Here is a 16693-nt window from a genome sequence, read left to right on the forward strand (position 1 = left end):
TGTCCTCTTGGCTCGTGGGCGCGGACAGGTTTATAAGAGACAGGCATATATTGGGCTATATATTCTTTCTCCAATATTAAATGTTTTTTGTGAAAAATCAAATCAAGTACAATTTACTATTGTAATTTTAGCATTCTTTATATTTCAAACCATATATGGTATGTCAGGGGCTGCAGTTTATATTGAAGGTGGATATTCAACCTTTTCATTTATAGGGCTATATTTACTATCGCAATTCATAAAGCGTTACGTTACAGATATTTATAGGTGGGGAGGGGTAATGTGTATTATTTCAGTTATTGCAAATTCTATATTAAGCTATTTTTTAATAATAAAAACGAATGTATCTATATGGTTTATTTTCAGTTATATTAATCCTGTTGTGATTATCGGGTCTGTTGGGTTACTTTTATTCTTTTCTAGGCTTAGAATAAAGACAAACAGAATAATTAACTGGATTGCAGCTTCTGCATTTGCGGTATTTCTTACACATGGGAATCCCAACATAGGTACCCCCTATTTCAAGCCATTCATCCGACAGCTCTATAATAATTTTAATGGAATAGAATGTATTGTAATGATACTAATAGGTTTGGCGGCGATTTTCGTGTTCTCCATTTTACTTGATCAACCTCGAAAATGGCTTTGGAATTTCATTAGCAGATACCTGCCAAATTATAAACTATGACGAATCATAACGTCGATAATAAGCGGATAGCCAGGAATACGGTATTCCTATATGTCAGAATGCTTCTGATTATGGGAATAAGTTTCTACACATCACGTGTGGTCCTAAATGCGCTTGGTGAAAGCGACTATGGAACATATAATGTCGTTGGGGGACTCGTTGTAATTGTTTCGTTCCTTAACAGTGCCATGATGGGTACCACCCAGAGGTATCTAAACTTTGAATTAGGGACGAAGAATGAGACCAGACTTCATGCTGTTTTTTGGACGAGTGTAAAAATCCACATCTGGATAGCAATTATTATCCTTGCAATCGCAGAAACTTTAGGATTGTGGTTTCTCAACAGATACATGAATATACCTCATGATACTATGTTTGCTGCAAATGTAGTTTATCAATGCTCTGTCTTGTCGTTTCTGGTAACGGTTGTCACCGTTCCTTATAACGCAGCAATCATTGCTCACGAAAAGATGGATGTTTTTGCATATATCAGTATCGCTGAAGCACTCTTGAAATTGGCTTCTGCTTTATTATTGCTTATCGTACCTTCAGACAAGTTAATCGATTATGCAATTTTTATGCTTGTAACAACTATCGTTCCTCGAATTCTTATATACATATATTCAAAAAAGAATTTCAAGGAATGTACTTATGGCAAATACAAACATTCAAAAAAATTAACAAAAGAAATTATCTCCTTCTCGGGATGGAACGTGTTTGGAAGCTTAGGATACATACTCCATACCCAAGGAATAAGTATCATCATAAATATATTCTTCAATACTATTGTTAATGCTGCACAGGGTATATCAGTGCAGGTAAATACATTGGTCCGTAGTTTCTCTGAAAGTTTCCTTCAGGCTATTAAACCACAGGTGATTCAAACATATGCGGCCGGAGAACTTGAACAAATGCACCAACTTATTTTTCGCGGATGTCGGTTAGCGATTTTTTTAACAGCATTTTTTGCAATACCGATTCTGATAGAATGTGAGTCATTATTGACGTTGTGGCTGAAGATTATACCGGATTACACAGTTCCTTTTGTACGTGTGGTTATATTGATAGCTCTAATTGATGCATGTACACCAGTTTTAGCGACAGCACAAAACGCAACCGGGAAAATACGTACATATCAGGTGACGCTTACTTCTATAGGGTTCCTACATCTTCCACTTGCGGTAGTTTGCTTCTGGTTAGGATATTCCCCAGTAAGTTCGTTTTATGTTTATTTGGTATTGACAATTATTCTACAGATTACTCGGACTCTTTTTGTATGCAAGGCTGTACAATTGTCCAAAAAAGAATTCGTTACGAAAATTGTTTTCCGTTCTACCTTTGTGCTATGTTTGTCGGCATTACCACCAATTATGCTAAGATTATATTTACCTTATTCAATTGGTTCTTCTTTAGCGGTTTTAGGTCTTTGTGTTATTACAAATATATTAACTATAGGAACGATTGGTCTGACAAAAAGCGAACGAATGGCGATTTTTACAGTTATTGCTAAGAAAATTCCATTAAAGAAATAAAATACAATATGTACTCTAATAATCCATTGGTGCTTGAGCTTATCGCACTTTTAAAAGAATTCGGAATTAGGAAGATTGTTGTTTCACCGGGTGGTAGGCACGTTCAGTTTGTGATTTCTATAGAAAAAGATCCATATTTTCAGCTTTACTCTGTCGTAGATGAGCGAAGTGCTGCATTCTTTGCTTTAGGGCTTATTCAAGAAACAAGTGATCCCGTAGCTGTTGCGTGCTCATCTGGAACTGCATGTATGAATTATGGATCCGCAATGGCGGAAGCATATTATCAGCATCTGCCATTAGTTGTACTTTCGAGCGATCGTCTCCCTCATTTCTTAAATCAAGGAGAGGAGCAAATGTATGATCAACTTGAACCATTTAAGACTATTACAAAATGCAGTGTCCAACTTCCTGAGGTAAATAATGAATTAGATAAATGGTTGTGTAATAGGTTAATAAACGAAGCGCTAATTAATCTTAATGCACATGGTAAGGGCCCTGTACATATAAATTTTCCAATGAGAACAATTTATGGAGATAATTTTGGTGTTATCGACCTTCCCAAAGTACGTAAAATTAATTTTCATACCTATAAAGGAATTGATGCATTTAAAGAAACCGCCACTCGCATAAAAGGTAAACGAGTAATGATAATTTGGGGACAATCAGTTCATAATTCTACAAAACTGGTAGAGGGTGTCACTGCGCTCTTGAATAAATGTGATAGTGTCCTATTATCAGATTACATGTCTAATTGTCAAGTTGCATTAGCTTATAAAAATACTCTATCTATTTTTCATGCAATAAAACCTGATGAATTAGAACAGGCGCGACCAGATATATTAATTACTATAGGTGGTAATCAGATTTATAATGGGGAATTAAAAAGCCTAATTATTAATCACGATATAGAACATTGGTCAGTGGATCCTACGGGAGAAGTCTGTGATCCATTTCATTGTTTGACTGATATTTTCCAAATGGAAGAATATTTGTTTTTTAGCGCTATTGAATCCTTTATGGATGAAACAGAGGAGCATAAGTATAGTGATTTCTGGACGCAATTCAAGAATTTGCCTGAGCCTCCAACAGAAAACTATAATGAATTTCAGGCTATCGGTTGGCTCATTCACGCTCTTCCAGAAGGAGCTGATTTGCAATTGGCAAATAGTAATACTATCAGAATGGCTCAGTTCTTTAATATTCCTAAAGGTGTTCGGGTAAACTGTAACAGAGGTGTAAATGGTATTGATGGGAGTATGTCTACCGCTATCGGCTTTTCTTCAGTTAGCAGTCGCCCCGTTTTCTATATTACAGGAGAATTATCTTTCTTTTATGATATGAACAGCCTATGGATTAAGCATATTTCGCCCCAAATAAGGATTCTGTTGATAAACAATGATGGAGGGGCATTTATGTACCATCAGAAACGTATTGTTAATGGGCAAAAATCTATCACTTTAGCAGCAGAGAACCAGATAACAGCTAAGGGTTGGGTCGAATCTCTCGGCTTCACATATTTGAGCGCCCATAATTCGAAAGAATTAAAAGAAGGCATTGATGCATTAACTTGTTTAGATACCGATAGTCCGATTATATTAGAGGTTTTTACAGACTTAGTCAATGATGGTTCTATTATAACTCAATACTATGCTTCCTTAGATCGTCGATCATTTGCTGATAAAGTTCAAGGAAAACTTTCTCGCGTCGCAGGAAAGCTTATTGGGAAATAATGGATTTTATATAAATTATGATGAAGAGTAATTCTGCAATCGATTTTGAAAATGAAGTCGTAGAATTTATTAAAAATTCTTTATCGAACGATGAGGCTATCGAAGATTTTGTTTTCGAGAGTAACAAATTGACCAGCCGTTTCTTTATAGATTTCTATCTACCAAAAGGATGTAAAACATTAGAAATTAATGAACGAACTTATATTGAAATAAAATATAAGTTCACATATGAGGCTTTTGAACAAATTCAATTACTAAGTAGATCAATCGAAAAAGGAGAGAAATTACTTATCATCACAAAGGATCAAGGGATAAACTTGTCATTTCAAGGAGGCACTAAATCTCCCAATATCCAAGTAGTAACATTTCATGAATTGAAGAGTATTGCTACCAAAAATGGCATGAATCCCGAACAATTTAAAGGCTCAAAGTTCCATGACCCTAATTCTGCTATATATCATGAAAATGTAGTTGGATTTCATGAGAACAGCCAGCAACGAGATAATAGAATTATTGAAGAGGTCAAAGCAAGATTCAAAGAAGGAAATATTACACTTTTTTTGGGTGCAGGGGTAAGTGCCTCGGCAAAATTGCCAGCTTGGGATAGTCTGTTAAACGGTATTCTTTCAGATACAAAACAATATCCTCTAACTTGTGATGATTATGCTCCAATAGAGGTCGCGTCATTTAACTCTGCAATAATTAACGCCCGAATACTTTTAAGTGCATTTGACAATGATCCACAGCGAGAGCAAATTATAGTGAAAAAAATGCATGATGTGCTATATAAGGATCATCAACAGGGTCAATCGTCAAAACTTATAGACACGATAGCACAACTGTGTAAACGTGGGGATAAAAAGGGGCCATATATAAAGTCAATTATTACCCTCAACTACGATAATCTTATTGAGCAATCTCTTGAAAAAGAGAATGTTCAATATCAGCAAATTTTTGGAGAAGCACGATATAAAAGTGGGCATTTACCAATTATACATGTTCATGGAGTAATCAATGAAAATGCACCTATTCCAGTTATTCCAGTCCTTTCAGAAACCGAATATCACGACTTATACAGAAAGTCATATTGTTGGTCTAATATCGATATCTTACATGCGTTGTATCGTAATACATGTATTTTTATTGGATTATCTATGTCTGATCCGAATCTTAGACGTCTGTTAGAATTCGTAAAGCAAGAATCTCCCAATAATCTTAATCATTTTGCTATACTTCCTTATAAATCTTTATCTGATTTTAATTGGGAATCAGCCTCACCAAAAAAATACTATAAGCAAGATAATTTAAAAGACTCCCATTTCAGAAGTCGGCTCGAAGACATCTATTCTCATTTAGGCGTTAGTGTGATATGGTATGAAAATGGAAAATATGGCGAAATTCCAAGTATTTTGGCTCGTATCGCAGGATTACAGGATGTGACTAATGAATCTATAAAAAAGCAAGATTAATTATAATGAAACTCGGGATTCTAACACAGCCATTAAGAAATAATTATGGCGGCCTGATGCAGGCTTGGGCATTACAGAAGGTTCTAACTGAAGCAGGAAATGAGGTAATAATTATTAACCGAGAGTATCGTCGCCTTAAAGATATGAATTTAATTCGACGCACAGCATCAATCGTCAAAAGAGAGTTGTCTATTGCCCTTGGAATAGAAAAACGTCAGCCCCAATTATCGGAGATCCAGGAATTTTATATTCGTAAGTATATTATTCCTTTTATCGAAAATCGCTATGAAGGAATCTCCCCTACGTTGTACACAGAGAAAAGTTTCAGAAAATACATTGAATGCGCGAATTTCGATGGGCTTGTCGTAGGATCAGATCAAGTATGGCGTCCTCGTTATTCTCCTGCAATATGTAACTATTTTCTTGATTTTTTACCTCAAATAAGTGAAGTAAAACGAATTGCATACGCAGCATCATTTGGTGTTGATAATTGGGAATTTAGTCCAATCGAGACTAAGAAGAGTACAGAATTAGCAAAGAAATTTGACTTTATTGGTGTCCGTGAATCATCTGGAATAGGTTTATGTAGGAAATATTTAGATGTATCAGCAAAATATGTTGCAGACCCGACGCTACTCCTTGATCGAAATTATTATGATGCTTTAATTGATAATCCATCAGTGTCTTTAAGACCTTCAAATGGGGAATTGTTCTGCTATGTTCTTGATTCTGCTAAAGAGTTAAAAGATGTAATTAACGCTTGCTCTTCATCTTTAGGATACACGCCATATTACTGTAATGCCGTAAGAAAAATTACAAATTCAGACGATTTAAAGTATCTTGATGAATGCACCTTTCCCCCAGTCGAACAATGGTTAAAATCGTTCCGCGATGCGGAGATGGTTATCACTGATTCATTTCACGGCACAGTATTTTCAATAATATATAATAAACCATTTTGGGTGGTAGTGAATAATTCTCGTGGTGCAACTCGATTTCATTCACTACTTGATAAATTTGGCCTTACTCATAGAATTGTAGATTCTTCAAAGAAGATTAACTGGCTTGACCCGATAGACTGGCAATTTGTAAATACCATACGTAAAGAGTTTACTGATTTTTCAAAAGCCCTACTATTTTCAGCTCTGAATGAAAAATAATCCTAAAATTTCTGTGATAGTTCCGGTTTATAACGTCGAGAAATATCTATCTAAATGTATAGAAAGTATTTTAGCTCAGACTTATACTAATTTTGAGCTATTGCTGATTGATGACGGATCTCAGGATTCTTCGGGGAGGATATGCGACGAATATGCAAGTAAAGATTCGCGTATCAGAGTTTTTCATCAGAAAAATAGTGGAGTATCCGTCGCAAGAAATTTAGGCCTTGTTGAATCTAGAGGTGAATGGATTTCCTTTATTGACTCGGACGACATGATTGTTCGTAACACATACCAATTATGCAGTAATTTCTTTGTCGGATACGACATTATTCGATTTTCTTTCTTACTTAATTATACGAGGAATTCACAAATCCTTGAGTTAGATACATCCGACGATTTAGTAAATTATACGCAAAAAATCATTGCTCGGAGAGGAATACTTGGAGTCTGTTGCGGATTGTTCAGAAAAAAATTATTCCAAGATAATAAAATAATATTTAATAAAAGTTTAATAAGCGGGGAAGATTGGCTTGTGCAGTTACAGTTATTACTCGAGACCAAATCAATAAAAATTATTAATGAACCGCTATATATATATGAACGTAATAATGAATCCAGTACTACTTCAAATTTTAGATTCGAAGTTCACTATTCTGCTTTAAAAGCACTTCGTATGATTGAAAATCATATTAATAAAAAATCTTTATTAGGACTTTATAGTAAATACATAAAATTGGCTGAGACTGACTTGGTTTATGACTTTATTGCGTCTAAATTAGCTAGAAATAGAGCTGTTAAACACTCCGATATGCTAAGATACAAAGAATCGGTAACCCTAAAATTTCACGACATTTTTAAAACAGAAATATCGTTTAAACGGAAATTACTTTTAGCAGTATATCTGTCACCGCTGAGTAAAATCATATTTTACAAGTAAGCGATTTGTAAAAAATAATTCAATGGGTAAAATAGAGTCACGATTAAGGTATTCAATTGTAATCTTCTCTCTTATTATAATATTACGAGATGTTGTAGGTTTTCCGATTCCAGACGTAGGGATACTGATTGTTTCCGCTATGATAATGACCTTTTTATCCTATGTTGAATTAGTTTACTTCCTCTTCTTTCTGTTTCCTCTAACATGTGGTATTCCGGGATATATTATGCTTGTAGGGTATATACTGTTGTTTTTTAAAAGGAAAAATATTTCTTTTTTACAAATTATCCCGGTATTATTAATCTTCATTATTGATATATTTGATGAAGCATTATCTAATGACCCAGGCACTCTCACAGGTATTTTATCGTTTATTTCTTTTTGTGGTATTTTCTTTTTCTTCTTAAATGATAAAAAAAGAATTAATTATGATATACCTCAAATGATTTGGTTTTTTGGATTCGGAACAGCATTTACCTTCTTTGTTATTTTTTATAATATGCTACAACAATATAATATATATTATATTTTAGCCGGAATGGCAAGATCAGGTGCTTTAGGAGTAGAGGGAAATGACGTCGCCGAAATGAAGGGGCATTTAGCAATGAATTCCAATACCATAGCTTACTATGCAGTATGTTGTATCTCGTCAGTTTTAGCTTTAAAAAATAATTATAAAGCAAAATTCATGGTTCCACTTCTATGCTTTATATTAGCATGTGGCTTGTTAACATTGTCAAGAACATTTATCTTATGTACTTTTTTAATTGGGATATACTATTATATGATATCCTCTAAAGCAGAAAGAAAGAAAATTATTATATCCTCAATTTTAGGTTTGATAGTATTCTTTGGTTTATACTATGACAAGATTGTGTTGTTATCAGCAGGATTTGTGGATCGTGCGAATGATGCGAATATGTCTACTGCTGGAGGAAGAACAGAATTGTTCTATCTATATAATGAAGCATGGTTATCATCGCTATGGTATATCTTTTTGGGTGTAGGGGTAGTAAATCATTTTCCTGAATTGGGAGTCTATAATGCAATGCACTGCGGTTTACAGCAAATATGGGTTTGTTTAGGGGTGACTGGATTTTTGATTTTCTTTTATGAAATAATATGTTTTTTCAAAAAATATAAAAATAGGAATATGATTTTGAATAGTATTCCATTTGTTATAACACTTATTTTTGATCAATCTATACAATTTTTGAACCCGTACCCTCTTATGCTACCAATAATGGTAGCACTTCTTGTTTACAAAGAAGGTTGGGTCATAAGACATAAATAATTATGAGGATTATCCAAATAATGCCCGAATTCGGTTTAGCCGGTGCTGAAACAATGTGTGAGAATTTAACGTATGAATTGGTGAATAAAGGTAATGAAGTAATCGTGGTTAGTCTATACAATTTTCATTCACCAATTACCGAAAGAATTGAGAATTCAAATATCCCATTACTGTACCTAAATAAGAAGCCTGGTCTTGATATATCAATCATAAAAAAAATTCGAAATATAATTAAACAATATAGACCAGATATTGTACATACGCACCGCTACCTTCTAAAATATGTAGCTATAGCCGTAGTCGGTTTAAACATTAAGAGCATTGTACATACAGTACACAACATTGCTCAAAAAGAAAATAACCTAGTCGACCGATATATAAATAAGATAATATTTAAGTGTAAACAAGCAGTTCCAGTTGCATTATCAAAAGAGATACAATCAACCATTAGTGAGGTTTATAATTTTCCTGTTAATGAGCTTCCGGTTGTTTTTAATGGGTTCTCTATAAAAGATGTGTCCCCGAAAATTGAATATAGCTTCAAAGATAAGATAAGAATAATAAATGTTGGTAGATATACATCGGTCAAAAATCAACTATCACTTATAGAAGCCGTCAATAAGCTCCACAAGGAAAATTCCGAGATTGAACTCAATATCTATGGGGACGGCCCGTTAAAGGCAGAGCTTAATCAAAAAATTAAAGAGCTAAAAGCCGAAAACTATATTCATGAAAACGGACTGACAGATAAGGTAACAGAGAAATTAAGAGAATCAGATATATTTATTCTTCCTTCGGTCTATGAGGGAATGCCAATGACTATCATTGAGGCGATGTCTCTTGGTTTGCCCATAATCGCTTCAAATGTCGGCGGTATTCCTGATATGATTGAAGATGGTAGAAATGGACTATTGTGTAATACTAATGTTGAAAGTATATATTCGAGTCTTAAACTTCTAATTGAAAATGAACAGCTGCGAGAAACTTTGGGACGAGGAGCTCTCATTCAGGCGGAAGTCTTTTCAGCTGAACAGATGGCAAAGTCTTATGTAGAATTGTATAATAGGTTAATAAATAATTGAATGGAAGATACTTACCCCCCCCACTCACAAGATTTCTGTACATCAAAACAAACAAAATTCGCATTATTTAGCACAAACTCAAAATCTCTAATAGATTCTGACAGGAAAAGAAATAAAAATATACCTTCGTTTCAACTTTGGTTAAGGCGAAAACAAACGGCTAAAAATTCTATATGGAAACTGATCTGCCGAGTTTTTTATAGATTATCCGGTGCGTTCTATTGCAATGATATTCAGACGACTTATATTGGACGTAGTCTCTATATCGGTCATCCATACGGAATAACGATAAACAAGAACGCAATTTTAGGCGATATGGTAAATATTCACAAAGGAGTGACAATAGGTCAAGAAAATAGAGGGAAGCGCAAAGGGACGCCAATAATCGGATCGTATGTTTGGATAGGTATTAACTCTACAATAGTTGGATCAATAACAATCGGAGATGATGTCCTTATAGCTCCAAATACCTATCTCAATAGAGATGTACCGGCTCACTCTATCGTGTTCGGGAATCCGGCAATCATAAAGCCTACAAAAAACGCAACAGCACATTATATTACTTAATTTTAATAAATTAGAATCTTGAAAAATAAAAAAATATTAGTCCTTGGCTATTTTGGTTACCAAACGAATCAACTTGACGGACAAACTGTGAAGACTCGCGATATCTATCGTTTAGTCAAAGAGCAGTTTCCGAATAACAAGATAAATTATTTTGACACGCAGGAATTTAAATTCAACAAATTATCCATATTTAAAATGTTGTGGATGGTCTGCAGATGCAATAGGCTGATTTATCTTCCTGCCAATAATAATCTTAAATATATCTTTCCCTTAATATTTGTCCTTTCAAGAATTTTTCGATTCAGAATAGATTATTTTGTTGTTGGAGGATGGCTAAGTCAATATTTGAAGAATATGCCTGTCCATACATGGATGCTTAAACATATAGCCGGAATCCATGTAGAAACAAAACGTCTCAAAAGTGACCTTGAGAAAGTTAATTGTCTGGCAAATGTTGATATTTTCCCTAATTTCAGATTCTTTGATTTCACACCAAAACCAAGTAACACAGAAAAGCTTCGTTGCGTATTTATGGCGCGAATCATTAAAAAGAAAGGTCTGGATTGGATTTTCAACCTTGCAGATTATATCGAAAGTCACCAAATGTCGGACAAGATTAGTATTACCTTCTATGGCCAAATTAATGAACCGGACAGCGATTACTTTCTTAGTTCAATAGACAAATATGACTTCATAACATTTGGTGGTTCGTTGCAGCCAGATGAAATTCATAAAACTTTAAACAATTATGACGTCTTGTTGCTACCCACCCACTTTTATACCGAGGGACTGCCATGGTCAATTGTTGACGCATACATATCAGGTATTCCTGTAATTGCTACTGAGTGGTTAAATGCGAAAGAATTTATTGATGATAGTATTACAGGATTTATTATTCCCTTTGAAAATGGGCAAAATGCTTTGATTGAAAAAGTTATCCTATTACAACAAAACAGGGAATTGCTAAATGAGATGAAGTCCAACACTTTGATTAAGCGAAACGAATTTACCCTCCCCAGTTATATGGTTGATAATCTGCGGCTTGTCTTTGTGTCGCGGTTGTGTGTTGAAAAAGGATTAGATACTCTTTGCAGAATCAATGAGCAAATACTACAAGAATTTGATAACAAAATAACTTTCACAATTGATTTTTACGGTCAAAAAACAGACAGTTACTTTGACAATCAAATTGAGAATAAATATGAAAACTTCAAATATAAAGGAATTCTCGCTCCCGATAAAGTAATCAAAGTGATTTCAGACTATGATGCCTTGATATTTCCCACTCATTACGATGGAGAAGGTTGTCCGGGAATACTTATTGAAGCATTGGCTGCTGAATTACCGGTTATCGCTTCTGATTGGAAGGACAATTCTGAATTTATCCATAACAAAGAAAATGGATTCTTGTGTGAACCTTTAAACATTAATGATTACATCGAAGCTATTGTGTCTCTATCGCGCAATAAAAACTTAAGACGACAAATGTCCCTGCATTCTCACGTGCTGTCTGAAAACTATTCTAATGCATTTGCAGGAAGGAGATTAACAGAAATAATTAAGTAAAATATGGCAGTTTCACTTTATAAATTAAAAAAATGGTATCACATGCTGATTGGCAATAGTGTTCATCATGTAAATCAGGATGAAGGTAAAATTTATTCAAAGGATGACATCAAAGGTTATTATAATAATTTAACCGAAAAAATCACACGATTCGGAAGAAAAGATAATAAAATTCCTTTCACATATGTAGATACCGGAGAAGAAATAGAATTCTCGATTGCTATTTTCCAATACGGCTTAGCAGCCTACGATTTATATCTTATGTCAGGGAAAAAGGATAATGATTCACTTGCAAAAGTTCTCTCTTGCGCTGACTGGGGATTATCTAATCAACTTTCTGACGGGTCGTGGGTCACTTTTAAATATGAGAATCCAGATAGCCCATTTTCTTCTATGGCACAAGGAGAAGGCATATCACTTCTTGTCCGTGCATATATTGAAACAGATGAAAAAAAATATCTCGATGCGGCGTTAAGAGCTAAATATTTCATGCTTACGTCTATTGATAACGGCGGAACTACAAAATATATCGGGGATGACGTTTATTTCTACGAATGTCCCGCTGATCCACTTATTCTAAACGGTTGGATTTTCTCTATTTGGGGAATCTTTGATTTGTATAAGTTAACTCGCGATACGGAGTTAAAGAAGATTATGGATCGTACATTATCGACGCTGGAAAGAGATCTTCCTTCTTATGATTTGGGATATTGGAGCAAGTATGAAGATAAAAATAGGATTGCAAGTCCATTCTATCATAAACTACACATAGCTCAGTTAAACGTCATGTACAATTTAACAGGAAAAGAAATATATAAATCCTATGCAGAAAAATGGGCAAACTATGAACGTAATTTCTTTTTCAGGAATTTTGCATTTATCAAAAAAGCTTTTCAAAAAATAATGGAATAAGGCTACCATTTGTAAAACCTGTTTAATGTTTAATAAACTATATTTGTTATGTCACTAAATCTTATGTATATAACCAAGAATCCTAAAGTGGCCAAGATCGCTGAGGATGCCGGTGTTGACTGGATTTTTGTAGATATGGAGTTTATTGGAAAGGATGACAGACAAGGTGGCTTAGATACCGTCCAAAACCATCATACTATATTAGATATCAGAAATATAAAAAGTGCGGTTTCTAAAGCAAAAGTTCTTGTGAGGGTTAATCCTATTCACCAGACTCAAAATGATGGCTATTATGATTCGGAAAAAGAAATTGATAAGGCTGTTGAAGCCGGAGCTGATATCATTATGCTTCCGTTTTTCCATTCTGTGCAGGAAGTTCAGGATTTTCTCCGGTATATGAAGATGGCTAATTTACGACACAAAAAGGATGTGAAAAGCTGCCTTCTTCTTGAAACTCCGGAAGCTGCTATTCTTATCGATGAAATTCTTAATGTATCGGGGATTGATATGATACATATAGGATTAAACGATCTCCATTTGGCAATGGGTATGAAGTTTATGTTCCAATTGCTGACCGACGGTATTGTAGATCAACTTGCAAGGAAGATTCAGGCAAAAGGGATTCCGTTTGGTTTTGGTGGAATCGCCAGCCTTTCTGGTGGAGTTCTTCCCGGTTCATATATCCTTAAGGAACATTATAGGCTCGGCAGTTCTATGGTGATTGTTGGACGAAGTTTCTGCAACACTAATGTAATAACTGATCTTGATGAAATTAAAAAAATATTTACTACGGGAATAGCTGAAATGCGGAGGTTGGAAGAGGAAGCCCAGGAGGCTGTAGATTATTTTAAAAAGAACCATAATGCTATCGTAGACTCTGTATCTAAGATAGTAGAAAATAAATCCGTTGAATCATGACAATTAATAAAGAAATAATAGCAGAACTTAGGACGCAGTTTGGAGACGCATTCTATCTGCTGGATTCAGAAAGATTCATAAATAATTTCAAAGAATTAAGAAATGCATTCCGGAGGTATTATCCCAACTCTAATATCGCATATTCCTATAAGACAAACTACGCTTTTCCGTTTTGTAAGATTGTTAATGAGCTTGGAGGTTATGCGGAAGTAGTGTCCGAGATGGAACTTGAAATCGCATTGCGAATTGGTGTCAATCCTGAGAGAATCATTTGGAACGGCCCTATCAAGAATCCTATCATTCTTGAAAAGTTCTTGCTGGCAGGAGGGACTGATAATATTGACAACAAGGAAGAACTTGAGATTGTCCGTAAAATCGCCTGCCAACATCCTGGCAAAACTATAAATATCGGTATCCGCGTAAACTATGAAGTTGGAGACGGCGTAATAAGTCGTTTTGGGTTTGACATCGAAACAGACGAATTTAAAGATGTTCTCCATTTTGTCACTGCTACCCCTAACGTCCATTTTAAGAATTTCCAGTGCCATTTTGCTAAAAGACAGATTCAGTATTGGCCTGCACGTACCCAAGGAATGCTTGATTTAATAGATGGTCTTGATATAGTTCCGGAACGAATTGATATTGGAGGTGGTCTTTTCGGAAAGATGGAAGATTCATTAAAAGCACAGTTTTCATGTGAGATTCCTGATTATGACGCATACGCAGAGGTCTCTGCAAAACTTTTTGCTGAATACTTCCAGAATAAGGATAAAAAGCCAGAACTTCTCATTGAACCAGGTTCAGCAATAGTAGGTGATTGTATGAAGTTTGTTGGAACAGTAATGTCAATCAAAAATGTTCGTGGCAAATGGTTTGCGTCGGTACTAGCAAGTCAAAAAAATATAAGTATGTCGGGAGTCAACCCTCCATTAGTAGTCATCAACATAAATCCGGAGGAGAAAAAGTATGAAAATCTCGACTTTGTAGGATTCACTTGCATAGAGGGTGATGTGCTTTATCATGGTTATAGCGGTCCGCTTGCTGTGGGTGATGTTATTGTCATAAGCAATTGCGGCAGCTATTCTATCGTCATGAAACCACCTTTTATCCTTCCGAACTTCCCAATTCTTGATATATCAAGCGATACGGTTAATATTGTTAAGAGAGCAGAGTCTTTCGATGATATCTTGCACACTTATAATTTTTGAGAGATGAACCGGCTTCAGTTAGCATTGAAACGAACAGTAGATCTATGCGCAAGTATAGTGGGTTGTATTGTATTGACTCCATTATGGATAGTGGCAGCTATTGCTATCAAGGTGGACAGCAAAGGCCCTATTTTTTTTCGTCAGGAACGACGAACCAAAGACGGTAGAATATTCAATATGCTCAAATATCGTTCTATGGTTGTCAATGCCGAGCAGATGGGTACTGGGTTATTTTCCTACGATAATGATCCTCGTATAACTAAAGTCGGTCGTTTCCTCCGTAGAGCAAGTATTGACGAGTTGCCACAGCTCTTCAATGTACTTAAAGGCGATATTTCTCTCGTTGGGCCAAGACCATGCGTAAAGTATGAACTCGGGGATTTCGACACACTCAACAAGAAGTATAAGAAACGTTTTCAAGTAAAAGGAGGTATAACTGGACTTGCACAGGCCAAAGGTCGAAATGAAAATTCGTGGGATGAAAAAGTAACGCTCGATAACGAATATATCGATAGATTTGCCAAAGAAGGAGTCCTTTTGGATTTGAAAATTCTATGGTGGACTGTTGCAGGAATATTCAAAAGTAAAAATATAAATGAATTAAAAATTGATGAAAATATGAGCGATGAGGAAGCCGCATTACTTACCGATGAGGAAGTGAAACGAATAGCTCATCTACCGGACTAAATGATATATTATGAAAACTGATGTAACAAACAGATTAATTTGGTTTAAAGGCCAGATAATTAACGTTAACGATGCATTCATAAACGTTCTTGCCCCGACTTCTCAGTTCGGTCTTAACGTTTTTGAAGGAATTCCATGTTATTGGAACGGCGAAGCAAAGCAATTATATGCGTTCCGTCTCGAAGATCACTACAAAAGACTGCTGAAATCAGCAAAACTTATCCAACTGGAGTGTCCTTATACTTCAGAGAATTTTAAGACCGCTCTTGTAGATGTAGTTAAGGCCAATGAATATGACGAGAACTTATCTGTCCGGCATACTCTTTTTGTGGATGGATTTGGTTCATGGGGATCTGAAGGGCCAGTCGAGATGTTTGTGGCTCCAATTCCAAGAGGACGAACAAGTGCGGAGTACAACAAAAAGGGATTGAACTGCTGTGTTACCTCATGGAGACGAATAAGCGATTCTAATCTTAGTCCTCGAGTGAAATGTGGAGCAAATTATATTAACAGTCGTGTAGGTCAGAGAGAGGCTCTTCGCAACGGATATGATACTTGTATCTTTCTCAATGAGTTCGGCAAAGTGGCAGAAGGCCCGGGATCTTGTCTTTTCATCATAAAGGACGGAGTCTTAATAACGCCTCAATTGACAGACAGCGTTTTGGAGAGTATTACCCGTGACTCCGTGATTCAACTGGCGAAAGATGAACTCGGTCTCAGGGTTGAGGAGCGAACTATCGACCGCACCGAGCTCTATCTTGCAGATGAAGCATTCCTTTGTGGCTCAGCCATGGAAATAACCCCTATCTACAGTATTGATCGTTATCCAATTGGTTCAGGCGAACAAGGAGAAATCACCAAGAAGATTCATATTCTATATATTGACGCTGCAAGAGGTCGACTTGCTAGTAGAAAGAATTGGTTAACTCCAATATACTAG

14 protein-coding genes and 1 pseudogene are annotated in these 16693 nt (G+C 35.5%); all 15 read left to right on the plus strand.

Features of this window, described 5'->3' with window-relative positions:
* A pseudogene (locus tag K2G41_RS11470) lies at positions 1–688 on the plus strand (hypothetical protein); the annotation flags it as partial.
* A 71-nt stretch (positions 689–759) separates the two neighbouring features.
* Complete coding sequence (locus tag K2G41_RS11475) at positions 760–2220, plus strand: holin (protein ID WP_300118326.1); 1461 nt, start codon at positions 760–762, stop codon at positions 2218–2220.
* Between the two features lie 8 nt (positions 2221–2228).
* Positions 2229–3950, plus strand: coding sequence for a 2-succinyl-5-enolpyruvyl-6-hydroxy-3-cyclohexene-1-carboxylic-acid synthase (menD, locus tag K2G41_RS11480; protein WP_300118329.1), 1722 nt, complete (start codon positions 2229–2231; stop codon positions 3948–3950).
* Between the two features lie 17 nt (positions 3951–3967).
* Entirely contained in the window at positions 3968–5419 is a 1452-nt protein-coding gene (locus tag K2G41_RS11485; protein WP_300118332.1) for an SIR2 family protein, read from the plus strand.
* A gap of 5 nt (positions 5420–5424) precedes the next feature.
* On the plus strand, positions 5425–6579 hold the full coding sequence (locus tag K2G41_RS11490; protein ID WP_300118334.1) for a polysaccharide pyruvyl transferase family protein: 1155 nt from the start codon (positions 5425–5427) through the stop codon (positions 6577–6579).
* Positions 6569–7519: a glycosyltransferase gene (locus K2G41_RS11495; RefSeq protein ID WP_300118336.1), complete on the plus strand. Its 951-nt coding sequence runs from the start codon at positions 6569–6571 to the stop codon at positions 7517–7519. The genes K2G41_RS11490 and K2G41_RS11495 overlap by 11 nt, the downstream gene beginning before the upstream one ends.
* Positions 7520–7541: 22 nt before the next feature.
* Positions 7542–8813, plus strand: coding sequence for a hypothetical protein (locus K2G41_RS11500; protein ID WP_300118338.1), 1272 nt, complete (start codon positions 7542–7544; stop codon positions 8811–8813).
* Positions 8814–8833: 20 nt separating this feature from the next.
* Entirely contained in the window at positions 8834–9895 is a 1062-nt protein-coding gene (locus K2G41_RS11505; protein ID WP_300118340.1) for a glycosyltransferase family 4 protein, read from the plus strand.
* 315 nt (positions 9896–10210) lie between these two features.
* Positions 10211–10462 carry a hypothetical protein gene (locus tag K2G41_RS12420; protein ID WP_366145427.1) on the plus strand — a complete coding sequence of 84 codons (252 nt, stop codon included), beginning with the start codon at positions 10211–10213 and terminating at the stop codon, positions 10460–10462.
* Between the two features lie 18 nt (positions 10463–10480).
* A complete protein-coding gene (locus tag K2G41_RS11510) occupies positions 10481–12028 on the plus strand; it encodes a glycosyltransferase (RefSeq protein ID WP_300118343.1) in 1548 nt (515 codons plus the stop codon).
* A 3-nt stretch (positions 12029–12031) separates the two neighbouring features.
* Entirely contained in the window at positions 12032–12940 is a 909-nt protein-coding gene (locus K2G41_RS11515; protein WP_300118346.1) for a D-glucuronyl C5-epimerase family protein, read from the plus strand.
* A 48-nt stretch (positions 12941–12988) separates the two neighbouring features.
* Positions 12989–13858 carry an aldolase/citrate lyase family protein gene (locus K2G41_RS11520; RefSeq protein ID WP_300118349.1) on the plus strand — a complete coding sequence of 290 codons (870 nt, stop codon included), beginning with the start codon at positions 12989–12991 and terminating at the stop codon, positions 13856–13858.
* A complete protein-coding gene (locus tag K2G41_RS11525) occupies positions 13855–15066 on the plus strand; it encodes a pyridoxal-dependent decarboxylase (protein WP_300118352.1) in 1212 nt (403 codons plus the stop codon). Before K2G41_RS11520 ends, K2G41_RS11525 begins: the two co-directional genes overlap by 4 nt.
* A gap of 3 nt (positions 15067–15069) precedes the next feature.
* A complete protein-coding gene (locus K2G41_RS11530) occupies positions 15070–15753 on the plus strand; it encodes a sugar transferase (protein WP_300118356.1) in 684 nt (227 codons plus the stop codon).
* A 10-nt stretch (positions 15754–15763) separates the two neighbouring features.
* Entirely contained in the window at positions 15764–16693 is a 930-nt protein-coding gene (locus tag K2G41_RS11535; protein ID WP_300118358.1) for a branched-chain amino acid transaminase, read from the plus strand.

It is taken from the genome of Duncaniella sp., from assembly GCF_029056165.1.
Lineage (GTDB): Bacteria > Bacteroidota > Bacteroidia > Bacteroidales > Muribaculaceae > Duncaniella.

Coding starts and splice junctions, on each gene's coding strand:
- K2G41_RS11495 (WP_300118336.1), top strand. CDS start 6,569: ATGAAAAATAATCCTAAAATTTCTGTGATAGTTCCGGTTTATAACGTC.
- K2G41_RS11525 (WP_300118352.1), top strand. CDS start 13,855: ATGACAATTAATAAAGAAATAATAGCAGAACTTAGGACGCAGTTTGGA.
- K2G41_RS11520 (WP_300118349.1), top strand. CDS start 12,989: ATGTCACTAAATCTTATGTATATAACCAAGAATCCTAAAGTGGCCAAG.
- K2G41_RS11535 (WP_300118358.1), top strand. CDS start 15,764: ATGAAAACTGATGTAACAAACAGATTAATTTGGTTTAAAGGCCAGATA.
- K2G41_RS11490 (WP_300118334.1), top strand. CDS start 5,425: ATGAAACTCGGGATTCTAACACAGCCATTAAGAAATAATTATGGCGGC.
- K2G41_RS12420 (WP_366145427.1), top strand. CDS start 10,211: ATGGTAAATATTCACAAAGGAGTGACAATAGGTCAAGAAAATAGAGGG.
- K2G41_RS11475 (WP_300118326.1), top strand. CDS start 760: ATGGGAATAAGTTTCTACACATCACGTGTGGTCCTAAATGCGCTTGGT.
- K2G41_RS11530 (WP_300118356.1), top strand. CDS start 15,070: ATGAACCGGCTTCAGTTAGCATTGAAACGAACAGTAGATCTATGCGCA.
- K2G41_RS11485 (WP_300118332.1), top strand. CDS start 3,968: ATGATGAAGAGTAATTCTGCAATCGATTTTGAAAATGAAGTCGTAGAA.
- K2G41_RS11500 (WP_300118338.1), top strand. CDS start 7,542: ATGGGTAAAATAGAGTCACGATTAAGGTATTCAATTGTAATCTTCTCT.
- menD (WP_300118329.1), top strand. CDS start 2,229: ATGTACTCTAATAATCCATTGGTGCTTGAGCTTATCGCACTTTTAAAA.
- K2G41_RS11505 (WP_300118340.1), top strand. CDS start 8,834: ATGCCCGAATTCGGTTTAGCCGGTGCTGAAACAATGTGTGAGAATTTA.
- K2G41_RS11515 (WP_300118346.1), top strand. CDS start 12,032: ATGGCAGTTTCACTTTATAAATTAAAAAAATGGTATCACATGCTGATT.